An 11448-nucleotide genomic window follows, 5' to 3' on the forward strand; every position below is an offset into this window, starting at 1 on the left:
TCTTTACAAAAAATAAACCTATGCATTTAGCACTCATCGATTGGATTATCATTGCCAGTTCTTTTTTATTATATCTTTTCGTAGGATTAAAATATGCCAAACAAGCTGGAAAAAATACCGAAGAGTTTTTCTTAGGTGGTAGAAGCATGGGCTGGTTACTTGCTGGCGTGTCTATGGTAGCTACTACTTTCGCTGCAGATACACCTTTGGCAGTTGCTGAAATTGTAGGTAATAATGGTATTTCTGGCAACTGGATTTGGTGGAGTTTTCTTGCAGGTGGTATGCTAACAACTTTCTTTTTTGCTAATCTTTGGCGTAGAAGTGGCGTATTGACCGAAGTCGAACTAATCGAACTCAGATACCATGGAAAACCTGCTCAGTTATTACGAGGTTTCAAAGCCATTTATTTAGGTGTATTTATCAACTGTATTATTATTGCTTGGGTAAATGTTGCCATGTCTTCTATACTACAAGTATTTTTCGATTTATCACCAGAAAAAGCACTTTTTTATACTGCACTTGCTATGGCATTTGTAGCAGTTTATACTTCTGTTTCTGGTTTAATGGGCGTTGCCGTTACCGATGCTGTTCAGTTTGTTATTGCAATGACTGGCTGTATTATTTTAGCAGTTTTAGTCGTTACTTCTGAAAAAATTGGAGGCATTCACGGTTTAAAAGAGCAAGTCAATGCAGTTGCTCCTGGTGCTTTAAATTTCTTTCCATCAATTAGTTCTGGTAGTGGAGGTGCTAAAATTTTTGCTATTTCTGCTTTGTCATTTTTTGCTTATTTAGGTGTACAATGGTGGGCAAGTTGGTATCCTGGTGCAGAACCTGGTGGTGGTGGATATGTGGCTCAAAGAATGATGAGTACTAAATCTGAAAAAGATGCAGTTTATGCTACACTATTCTTTCAAATTGCTCATTACTGTATTCGTCCTTGGCCTTGGATTTTAGTCGGATTAGCTGCAATGGTTTTATATCCAAATTTAACAGGAGGTGATGTAAAATTAGGATATGTTTATGCAATGAAAGACTTTTTACCTACTGGTTTAAAAGGATTATTACTGGTAGCTTTTTTCGCAGCTTATATGAGTACAATTGCTACTCAATTAAATTGGGGAACAAGTTATGTAGTCAACGATTTTTATAAACGATTTATAGAACCTAAAGCAACAGAAAAACAATTGGTTGCTACAGCAAGAATTACTACCATTATTTTAATGATAATCGGATTGGCGGTTAGTACTAAAGTCAATTCTATTTCTGGAGCGTGGTCGTTTTTAATGGAGTGTGGTGCAGGCTTAGGTTTAGTTTTGATACTACGATGGTATTGGTGGCGAATTAATGCTTGGAGCGAAATTGCGGCTACAATTGCACCTTTTGTTATTTATACAATTATTTCTATCTTACGATTAAAATATCCAAACGCTACTTATTTACAATTTCCAGATAGTTTTTTAATTACAGTTGCTGGTACTACAATAATTTGGATTATAGTTACCTTTCTTACTAAACCAACAGCTACAACTACGCTACAAAATTTTTACGATAAGGTACAACCAGATGGAGCTTGGTCGCCATTTAGAAACAAGCAAAACTATAACAGTAGCAACCTAATCAATCTTTTTATTTGTTGGATTAGTGGCATCTGTTTTACTTATTCTACACTCTTTTTTATAGGAAAACTTATCTTAGCAGAATGGAAAAGTGCTGTAATATTTGGTGCAACTTTATTGGTCAGTTTGTTTATCTTTACAGCAGTAGTTAAAAAAACGACAATCTTTAAATAGTATGAATTTTTATAAATTTAGTTTCTTAAATATATTTTCATTATTAGTATGCTTTTCTTTTGCTCAAGGTGGAACTTATGTGCCATTAGGTAGTCAAACATATCATTATTTAGATAGATTAGAAATTAAGTCTGGTTTAGTAGATGGTTTTCATACTGCAAGCAAACCATACGACAGAGCTATGGTCATGAATTTTGTAGGAAGAATTGATACAGGCGACATAGAAATTGACTTAACAAAATTAGATGAAAAAAACCTATTGTATCTCTACAAAGACAATTTTGAATTTGATTATGATGAAAAGATAGATAGGAGAGATAGAGCTGTTTTAGGATTTATGTACAAACATCCTGCACATTTTATGAGTGTAGAAACGCCACATTTTAAAGCAGCAGTAAATCCAGCTGTTTATGTAAGAGGTGGACAAGATTTTGCAGAAAAAGATTTTAAATTTTTCAACTCAAAAGGCTTTGAAGCAAGAGGGCAGATTGATAAATGGGTTGGATTTTATGCTTTGTTTTTATCAGAACAAGGTCGATTTCCAAACTATGTCAATCAATATGTAAAACAACACAAAGTTGTGCCACATGCTGGTTACTGGAAAGAATATGGCAACGGTGGTTTCGATTATTTCTTAGCTAAAGGTTATGTAACTTTCTCACCATCAAAACACATTAACTTTCAATTTGGCTACGATAATAATTTTATTGGTGATGGTATTCGCTCTATGTTTTTATCAGATTTTAGTAACAATTATATGTTTTTTAAAATCAATACAAATGTCTGGAAAATCAATTATCAAAATATATTTGCCGAATTAACTAAATACTATGGTCATGGTGCAGATGGTTTGCTAGATAAAAAATATGTAGCCATGCATCACTTAAGTTTTAATATTACTAAGTGGTTAAACTTAGGCGTATTTGAATCGGTGGTGTTTAGCAGAGCAAATCATTTTGAGCTACAATATCTTAATCCATTAATATTTTATCGTTCTATAGAACAAGCTTTAGGTTCGCCAGACAATGCTTTTATTGGTTTCGATTTTAAGATGAATTTTGCCAAGCATCTTCAGTTTTATGGTCAACTATTATTAGATGAGTTGAATTTCTCGAAAGAGTTTAGCGTTCCAGGAAAAAGTAAATTCTATGGTTTAACACATCCAAACAAATGGTGGGCAAATAAATTTTCAGCACAGTTTGGTTTAAAGTATATCGATATGTTTGGTGTAGATCATTTAGATTTCCAGTTTGAAGCCAATGTATCTCGACCATACACATATAGTCATACAGATACTATTACTTCTTATACGCACTACAATCAACCATTGGCACATCCATTAGGAGCAAATTTTACCGAGTTAATAGCTGAAATCAAATATCAACCATTGCAGCAATTATTTATATCAAGTAGATTTATATATAATAAATACGGAGAAAATACAAGTACAGAAAATTGGGGAGCAGATCCACTACAACCATATGGTAATTTTGTAAATGAATTTGGCAATTATATTGGACAAGGTGTTCAAGCCAAACAGTTTTATGTTGATGTTTTAGCTACTTACGAACCATGGCACAACATATTTGTAGATTTAAATTATATCTATAGAAAGAAGAACAGTCAAAATGATGCATTGGATATGAAAACGCATTTTGTAAACTTAGGATTGCGTTGGTCAATTCCGTATAGACGATACGAGTTTTAAGAAGACTTACTATAAAGTAGAACTTTACAACTGTTGCTTCGCTTTAAAAGCAATGGCATAATTTTTCATTTGTTTTACCATACTTACTAAACCATTGGCTCTAGTAGGAGACAAGTGTTCTTTTAATCCAATTTGGTCTAAAAAATATAAATTGGTATTTAATATTTCATCTGCACTATGATTAGACAATACTTTTACCAATAAACCAACAATACCTTTGGTAATAATAGCATCGCTGTCGGCTTTAAAAATAATATGGTTGTTATTTTCTTCTGCTACCAACCATACTCTAGATTGACAACCTTTAATGAGATTCTCTTCGGTTTTATATTGTTCTTCTAATGTTTGTAATGACTTACCAAATTCAATTAAATATTCGTACTTGTCGTTCCAATCTTCAAACATAGCAAAATCATCTATAATGCTGTCTTGTATTTCGTTAATGGTGTTCATTGTTTTGATATTATATTTATAAATTCGTTAATAGTAATTATATTATGCTTTGGAAATGTAATATTTTTAATTATGTTAAAGTCTTTATCATTAGTGACTAAATAGTTGCTCTTACTTGTATAGTAAATGTCTAAGAATTTATTATCATCTTTATCTTTTAAAATATCACTTTTAAAAAGCGGTTCTATTTTTATTACATTTGGTAGAATAAGTAGTGAGGTAATAAAATTATTTGCAATTGTTTTATTAAAATTTTGCTGTAGCTTTTCTTCGTATTCTAATAAAATTTCATTAGAAATATAAAGTTCATACTTTCCTTCAAATAATTTTTGTATTATAGAATGTGCCTTTGATTTTATATATATGGAAGATAAAATAATATTTGTATCAACTACAACTCTTAACACTTATTCTCCTTTAATCCATTTCTCAATATCATCATCTGAATAATTTTTTTCCTTCCACACTTTCTCTAATTCTTCTTGGGTTTTTAAATAGAAATATTTTGCCCATAAAACTTTAAGTGCATTTACATCTTCTTCAGATAATCTTTGGCTTTTAGAAAGTTCTAAAAATGATAATTCTAAATCATTAAATAAAGGCGATTCAACCATAGTTTAAAATTAATTAAAATATTCTACTAACTCAACATTTTTTTTGCTTTCAAAATTCCTTCGTATAAACTATCAATTTCTTCTTTTGTGTTGTACATAGCAAATGATGCTCTGCAAGTTCCTGGAATGTTGTAAAAATCCATAATAGGTTGTGTACAATGGTGTCCTGTTCTAATTGCAATCCCTTGATTGTCTAAAATAACGCCAACATCGTAAGGATGAATACCATCTAGCAAAAAGGAAATAACACTCGATTTTTCTTTTGCAGTACCATAAATTGTTAAACCATTAATGCTTTGTAATTTTTCGGTAGCATAGTGTAGCAATTCATTTTCGTAGGCAGCAATATTGTCTAATCCAATTTGTTCTACAAACTCAATGGCATTTTTAAGTGCTATTGAACCAGCAATATTTGGTGTACCTGCTTCAAACTTAAAAGGCAAATCGTTATATATTGTTTTTTTAAAAGTAACCTCTTTAATCATATCACCACCACCAAAAAATGGAGGCATTTCGTTAAGCATATCTTCTTTGCCATATAAAATTCCAGTACCAGTTGGACCATAAATTTTATGTCCACTAAAAACTAAAAAATCGCAATCTAAATCTTGTACATCTATTTTAAAATGTTGTATAGATTGTGCTGCATCAATTAAAATTTTTGCCTTGTGTTGATGTGCAATATTTATAATTTCTTTAATTGGATTGATAGTGCCTAATGCATTAGAAATATGAGTGATACTCACCATTTTTGTTTTGTTAGTGATGGTATTTTGAATGTCTTCTATTTGAAGCGAACCATCTTGTTGCATTGGAATAATTTTGAGTACAGCTTTTCTTTCTTCACAAATCATTTGCCAAGGCACAATGTTAGAATGATGTTCCATTGCAGAAATAACAACTTCATCGCCTTCGTTTAAAAATTTTCTTCCAAAGCTATTGGCTACCAAATTGATACCTTCTGTTGTTCCTGATGTAAAAATAACTTCGTAATTATTCTTTGTATTTATATATTTTTGAATAGTATTTCTTGTTTGTTCATATAAGTCTGTACCAATCTGACTTAAATAATGCACACCACGATGTATGTTGGCGTAGTAGTGTTCGTAGTATTCTTTTTCTGCTTGAATAACCGTAATTGGCTTTTGCGTAGAAGCACCATTGTCTAAATAGACTAAAGGTTTATTTCTAATCGTTTCGTTTAGTATCGGAAATTGTTGTCGTATTTGTTGTATGTTGAGCATTTAAAAGTTTATTTTATAATTTATAATTTTTGTCAATACATTATTAACAATATTATCATTATTAACTAAATACTTAAAGCAAATAGTATCGAATTTGTATTCGTTTTCTTTTAAATAATCAATATTGTTATATCTAATTAATATTCCTTTCATTGTATCATTAATCTCAAAATGACCTTTATTCAATATCAAGTCAATTTTATCTCTTGCATTGTTTGCCTCAGATAAGTCAACCACAACATCAACTGAATAATAATTTGCGTGATTGAATTTTTGATTGTACAAACTTATAAAGTATGTAGTTAAAGAATAACAAGTGTTATTATTAATAATAGCATTACTAATAATAAACTTTAAAGAGTCATTAGAAATACTACAAGGTGCTTCATTATATTGAAAAAGATTATAAACCATATATTTACTTCTATAATTGCTATAGAATTTAATACTATCAATAAAGGAAATATTTTCATCTACAAATACATTTAATGAAGTATCAGAATAAATAAGACTGTCTTTATTGTATTTTATTTTTCTGTCAAAAAAAACATCTTTTGTTGCAATCGATTTTTTTTCTGCTATTTCATTACTTTTATTGGAATTGTTAAATGAATTACATCTGTATAATATTATACACAAAAAAATAAAAACAATATAATTAACTATAGTATTCACCTTATATTTCAACCATTTATTCAATATCTATATTTAATTTTTTGGCGATTTTTTTAATGAGTAACTCTCTTATGTTTTTATTACTAATGCTTTCTATTACTTCGAGAGCAAAGGCATACGATAAATAATTTTTAGCACTTTCTTTGTCTATTCCTCTACTTCGCAAATAAAATAATTCGCTGTCTTCAATTTGTGCAATGGTAGCACCGTGACTACACTTTACATCATCAGCATAAATTTCTAATTGTGGTTTGGTATATACATGTGCTTCATCACTAATTAAAATATTTTTGTTAGACTGAAAGGCATTGGTCTTTTGTGCATCTTTGTGGACTATAATTTTTCCGTTAAACACGCCAACTGCTTCACCACCAATAATGCCTTTGTACAATTCATTGCTATTACAATTAGCAACTTTGTGATCGACTTGTGTTCTATTATCTACATGTTCATTATTGTTTAATAAATATAATCCATACATATTACTTTCGGTATGCTCACCATTAGATGCAAAGTGTAAAACATTTCTTACAATATTGGCAGAAAGTGTAGTGGTAAATACACTACAAACACTTGTTTTGTCTTGGTTGATGTAGGTATTATCAGTAATGTTTAATTGATTTCCTGCATCTTGAATTTTATACCATTGTACAACTGCATTTTCTGCTACGCTTATTGTAGTATAGTTATTCATATACGATAAAAAATTATCATCATTAATATAATGTTCTATAAATTGTACTTGTGTATTTTTTCCTACTTTAATTTGGTTGTGGTGTTGAAGCATACTATTGGCATTGGTATTGATATACACTAATTCAATAGGATTTTCTAACAATAGATTATCTGCTAGTTCTATATGTAACGCATCTGTACTTAATGCTTGGTTAAGTTGGATTAAAAAATTATTGTCAGCAATAAAATTATCTGCTATGCCATTCCAAAATATAATTTTAGGATTTTGTTCTAAACTAGACAAAGCACTTTGAAACTGTCCGTTTACAAAAACCAAACGATTTGGTGAATAACAAATAGCATCTATATAGTCGTTATTGATGGAATTAGGAATAGTATTATTATTGGCTAATATATCAATATTTTTTATTATATTATTGAAATAAGTATATTTCCATTCTTCTTGTTTCATGCTAGGGAAACCTAAATCGACTGCTTTTAACAATGCTTCTTGTTGTTTTTTATCATTTAATTTAGATGATATTTCTTTTAGTGTATCTATTGTTATGTTCATTAATTGTTTAATTTTCTAATTATTTAATTTATTAATTATTTAATGATTTTTTTGATGTAGCTATAATTTTAGCTGTAATTTTTCTTATTTCTAATAATTTTTCTATTAATTTTGTACAATTTGGATAGTTTTCTGAATGTTCACATATCAATAACCAATATTCAGTTTCTTCAATTTCTTTTGCTGCGATTTTCACTTTATGTATAAAATCCTTTTTACTTTCTGCATTTTGTGCTTCTCTTAAATTTGCACCTATTGATGTGCCAGATTTTAATAATTGATTGGCAATTACATATTTTCTATCTTTCTCTAATAATTCTACATAACTTACAATCAGTAAAGCAAATTGAAATGTTTTTTGAATGATAATATTATTTTCTATCCTTTTCATTTTTAATGTAATAATTCAATAATTATTTAATTTATTAATGTTTTTTTAAGTATATTGAATTGTTAAATTAATACATTGACTAATTGATACATTATCAAATTAAATCAATTCAAATTCTTCGTAACCTTTTTCTTCTAATTCTAATGCTAAAGATTTATCACCACTTTTTACAATTTTTCCATCATACATTACATGAACAAAATCAGGAACGATATAATCTAATAATCTTTGGTAGTGTGTAATTAATAAAAAGGCATTGTTTTCATTACTTAATTTATTTACACCATTGGCAACAATTCGTAGTGCATCAATATCTAAACCTGAATCCGTTTCATCTAAAATAGCAAATTTAGGTTGTAGCATTGCCATTTGAAAAATTTCATTTCTTTTCTTTTCGCCACCGGAAAATCCAACATTTACAGCACGAGAAATAAAGTCTTTTTTCATTTCTACCAATTCCATTTTTTCGCGCATCATTTTTAAAAAATCGCTAGGAGACAAAGGCTCTAATCCTTGAGCTTTTCTAGTTTCGGCAACAGCAGTTTTTAAGAAATTGGCATTAGACACACCTGGAATTTCTATAGGATATTGAAAAGCTAAAAAGATACCTAGTCTAGCTCTTTCTTCTGGTTCGAGTTCTAGTATATTCTGACCTTCAAACAATACTTCGCCATCGGTAATTTCATAACCATCTTTTCCTGCAATAATATTACCTAAGGTAGATTTTCCAGTTCCGTTTGGTCCCATTATAGCATGAATTTCGCCTTTGTTTATAGTTAAGTTCAAACCTTTTAAGATTTGTTTGCCTTCAACACTTGCATGTAAATTTTTAATTTGTATCATATTTATATATTATATTTTATATTATTTAATTTAATAATTAGCGAATTTCATTTGATGTTAATAATGCTATAAATTCAGTTATATTGAGGATGTTTAGTACAGGAAATGAACTTTGTTTTAAAGCATTAAAATGTTTATCATTTGTAACTAAAATAGCATTGTTTTGTAAAGCACAATCTACAAACTTATTATCATCTATATCAGAATTTATTAATTGCCATTTATAATGTATAGTTGAAAATATTGTTGTTGGATTGATTAAAACTGCATTAATAAAAAAATCTGCTGTTTGAGCATTATATTTTTTTTTTAAGATTTCTTCATACTCTAATAAAATTTCATTAGAAATACATAAACAAAACGCATCATTAAAATAAGATTCAATAATAGCATGATAAGCAGATGTACTTGCTAATGAACTTACAATGATATTGGTATCTAAAACTATTTGCAACATTACTCTTTATTCAACCAGTTATCGAAATCAGTTGGCGTATAATTTTTTTCATTAGCAACTTTAGTAGCTTCGTTAACAGCTTTTTTTAAAAAGTATTTAGATAGTAATTGTTTTATTTCCAATAATTCTTCATCATTTACACCAGAAGCGTACAATTTAAGTAGCTCTAATTGTAAGTTACTTAAGTTTGATTGAATTGTTGAATTACTCATTTGATACTTTTAAAGTTAATAATTTTTTCCTTTATCTCATTCACTAATTAAAAAACTACCCAACACTACCTTCTAAACTTATGGCTAATAATTTTCTAGCTTCTACTGCAAACTCCATAGGTAAGTTGTCCATTACTTCTTTACAAAAACCATTCACTATCATTTCTACAGCTTGTTCTTCGTCAATGCCTCTCTGCTGAAAATAAAATAAAATATCTTCACCAATTTTAGAAGTCGTAGCTTCATGTTCTACCTTCGCACTTTTATTGCTTACTTCCAAATAAGGAAATGTATGCGCACCACTCGTATCAGTCATTAGTAAAGAGTCGCATTGCGAAAAGTTTCTAGCATTTTCAGCTTTTTTATGAATCTTTACCAAGCCTCTGTACGAATTATCACTATATCCAGCAGAAATACCTTTAGACACAATTCTACTTTTAGTATTTTTTCCAATGTGTATCATTTTGGTACCAGTATCGGCTTGTTGTTTGTTATTGGTAACAGCCACAGAATAAAATTCACCAATACTATTGTCGCCAGCCAAAATACAAGAAGGATATTTCCATGTAATAGCCGAACCCGTTTCTACTTGTGTCCACGATATTTTACTATTGTTGCCTTTGCAAATGCCTCTTTTAGTAACAAAATTATAAATACCACCTTTACCATTTTTATCGCCAGGATACCAATTTTGTACCGTAGAATATTTTATTTCGGCATTATCGTGTGCAATTAGTTCTACCACAGCAGCGTGCAACTGATTTTCATCTCGCATTGGTGCTGTACAACCTTCTAAGTACGACACATAACTGCCTTCGTCTGCAACTAAAAGCGTTCTTTCAAACTGACCACTTCCTGCAGAATTTATTCTAAAGTAAGTCGAAAGTTCCATAGGACAACGAACACCTTTTGGAATGTAACAAAACGAACCATCAGAAAAAACAGCACTATTTAAAGCAGCATAAAAATTATCGTTTTGAGGAACAACAGAACCAATATATTGTTTCACTAAATCTGGATGATGTTTAATGGCTTCGCTCATAGAGCAAAATATTATACCTAGTTCTTTTAATTTATCTTGAAAAGTAGTCTTTACCGAAACGGAATCAAAAACCACATCAATCGCTACGCCACTTAATCTTTTTTGTTCATCGAGAGATATGCCTAACTTTTCAAAAGTTTTTAATAACTCAGGATCTACTTCATCTAAACTACTCAATTCTTTCTTTGGTTTAGGAGCAGAGTAATAGATTATTTCTTGAAAATCAACTTCAGGAAAATCGACTTTAGCCCAGTGTGGTGCTTTCATCTTTTGCCATGTCTTAAAAGCTTTTAGTCGCCAATTTAACATCCATTCTGGTTCTTCCTTTTTGGCAGAAATAAACCGAATAATGTCTTCATTGATACCTTTAGGAGCTTGTTCTTGTTCTATTTCGGTTACAAAACCATATTTATATTCGGAAGAAGTAATCTCGTCTAATATTTCATCTTGTGTACTCATAACTTATTTAAACTGATTCTAAATAGACTGCAATATTACCCAATTTTTGGTAAAAAAGCAACCTTTTATATGTGATGATTATGTAAAAGGTAGTTTTTATAATAGTGTTTATTTAGAGCTAAATTTTAGGTAACAGCCACCAAGATAGCTGATGTTTTAATAAAACTAAGTGATGATAATACAAAGTAAAACCACTTTAAAGTTAAGCCAAGCTGCTAAAAAACTAAGCCAGTTAATTAAAAATGTAAACCGAGTCACTTCAAATCCAAACCAAGTTAGGATAAAACCTAAGCTGACTTATGTTTTAAGTA

At 29.7% G+C, this 11448-nt stretch carries 13 protein-coding genes; 2 read left to right on the top strand and 11 right to left on the bottom strand.

Annotated elements, in window-relative coordinates:
* Positions 1 to 20 precede the first annotated feature (20 nt).
* Both H6553_06115 and H6553_06120 read left to right on the top strand, forming a co-directional pair.
* A complete protein-coding gene (locus H6553_06115; GenBank protein MCB9033393.1) occupies positions 21 to 1790 on the top strand; it encodes a Na+:solute symporter in 1770 nt (589 codons plus the stop codon).
* Position 1791: 1 nt separating this feature from the next.
* Positions 1792 to 3498: a hypothetical protein gene (locus H6553_06120; protein ID MCB9033394.1), complete on the top strand. Its 1707-nt coding sequence runs from the start codon at positions 1792 to 1794 to the stop codon at positions 3496 to 3498.
* A gap of 24 nt (positions 3499 to 3522) precedes the next feature.
* Here the strand turns inward: H6553_06120 and H6553_06125 are convergent, their stop codons facing one another.
* The 11 genes from H6553_06125 to sufB all read right to left on the bottom strand — a co-directional run bounded on the left by H6553_06125 (position 3523) and on the right by sufB (position 11137).
* Positions 3523 to 3951 (bottom strand): SufE family protein, encoded by a 429-nt coding sequence (locus tag H6553_06125; protein ID MCB9033395.1) that lies wholly within the window; start codon positions 3949 to 3951, stop codon positions 3523 to 3525.
* Complete coding sequence (locus H6553_06130; GenBank protein MCB9033396.1) at positions 3948 to 4358, bottom strand: putative toxin-antitoxin system toxin component, PIN family; 411 nt, start codon at positions 4356 to 4358, stop codon at positions 3948 to 3950. Before H6553_06130 ends, H6553_06125 begins: the two co-directional genes overlap by 4 nt.
* Positions 4359 to 4565 carry a hypothetical protein gene (locus H6553_06135; protein ID MCB9033397.1) on the bottom strand — a complete coding sequence of 69 codons (207 nt, stop codon included), beginning with the start codon at positions 4563 to 4565 and terminating at the stop codon, positions 4359 to 4361.
* Between the two features lie 26 nt (positions 4566 to 4591).
* A complete protein-coding gene (locus tag H6553_06140) occupies positions 4592 to 5809 on the bottom strand; it encodes a cysteine desulfurase (GenBank protein MCB9033398.1) in 1218 nt (405 codons plus the stop codon).
* Positions 5810 to 6448, bottom strand: a complete 639-nt coding sequence (locus H6553_06145; protein MCB9033399.1) for a hypothetical protein — start codon at positions 6446 to 6448, stop codon at positions 5810 to 5812.
* 52 nt (positions 6449 to 6500) lie between these two features.
* Entirely contained in the window at positions 6501 to 7733 is a 1233-nt protein-coding gene (sufD, locus tag H6553_06150; protein MCB9033400.1) for a Fe-S cluster assembly protein SufD, read from the bottom strand.
* A gap of 31 nt (positions 7734 to 7764) precedes the next feature.
* Positions 7765 to 8124: a four helix bundle protein gene (locus tag H6553_06155; protein MCB9033401.1), complete on the bottom strand. Its 360-nt coding sequence runs from the start codon at positions 8122 to 8124 to the stop codon at positions 7765 to 7767.
* Positions 8125 to 8223: 99 nt separating this feature from the next.
* On the bottom strand, positions 8224 to 8967 hold the full coding sequence (gene sufC / locus H6553_06160) for a Fe-S cluster assembly ATPase SufC (protein ID MCB9033402.1): 744 nt from the start codon (positions 8965 to 8967) through the stop codon (positions 8224 to 8226).
* Between the two features lie 37 nt (positions 8968 to 9004).
* Positions 9005 to 9424, bottom strand: coding sequence for a putative toxin-antitoxin system toxin component, PIN family (locus H6553_06165; GenBank protein ID MCB9033403.1), 420 nt, complete (start codon positions 9422 to 9424; stop codon positions 9005 to 9007).
* On the bottom strand, positions 9424 to 9636 hold the full coding sequence (locus tag H6553_06170) for a hypothetical protein (GenBank protein MCB9033404.1): 213 nt from the start codon (positions 9634 to 9636) through the stop codon (positions 9424 to 9426). The genes H6553_06165 and H6553_06170 overlap by 1 nt, the downstream gene beginning before the upstream one ends.
* 55 nt (positions 9637 to 9691) lie before the next feature.
* Positions 9692 to 11137 (bottom strand): Fe-S cluster assembly protein SufB, encoded by a 1446-nt coding sequence (sufB, locus tag H6553_06175; GenBank protein MCB9033405.1) that lies wholly within the window; start codon positions 11135 to 11137, stop codon positions 9692 to 9694.
* Positions 11138 to 11448: the final 311 nt, after the last annotated feature.

The organism is Chitinophagales bacterium (assembly GCA_020636535.1).
In the GTDB taxonomy this organism is placed as follows: Bacteria; Bacteroidota; Bacteroidia; order Chitinophagales; family JADIYW01; genus JADJSS01.

Excerpts from the sequence above, each read along its gene's own strand:
- H6553_06115 (MCB9033393.1), top strand. The coding sequence starts at position 21 with ATGCATTTAGCACTCATCGATTGGATTATCATTGCCAGTTCTTTTTTA.
- H6553_06120 (MCB9033394.1), top strand. The coding sequence starts at position 1,792 with ATGAATTTTTATAAATTTAGTTTCTTAAATATATTTTCATTATTAGTA.
- H6553_06125 (MCB9033395.1), bottom strand. The coding sequence starts at position 3,951 with ATGAACACCATTAACGAAATACAAGACAGCATTATAGATGATTTTGCT.
- H6553_06135 (MCB9033397.1), bottom strand. The coding sequence starts at position 4,565 with ATGGTTGAATCGCCTTTATTTAATGATTTAGAATTATCATTTTTAGAA.
- H6553_06140 (MCB9033398.1), bottom strand. The coding sequence starts at position 5,809 with ATGCTCAACATACAACAAATACGACAACAATTTCCGATACTAAACGAA.
- sufD (MCB9033400.1), bottom strand. The coding sequence starts at position 7,733 with ATGAACATAACAATAGATACACTAAAAGAAATATCATCTAAATTAAAT.
- H6553_06155 (MCB9033401.1), bottom strand. The coding sequence starts at position 8,124 with ATGAAAAGGATAGAAAATAATATTATCATTCAAAAAACATTTCAATTT.
- sufC (MCB9033402.1), bottom strand. The coding sequence starts at position 8,967 with ATGATACAAATTAAAAATTTACATGCAAGTGTTGAAGGCAAACAAATC.
- H6553_06165 (MCB9033403.1), bottom strand. The coding sequence starts at position 9,424 with ATGTTGCAAATAGTTTTAGATACCAATATCATTGTAAGTTCATTAGCA.
- H6553_06170 (MCB9033404.1), bottom strand. The coding sequence starts at position 9,636 with ATGAGTAATTCAACAATTCAATCAAACTTAAGTAACTTACAATTAGAG.
- sufB (MCB9033405.1), bottom strand. The coding sequence starts at position 11,137 with ATGAGTACACAAGATGAAATATTAGACGAGATTACTTCTTCCGAATAT.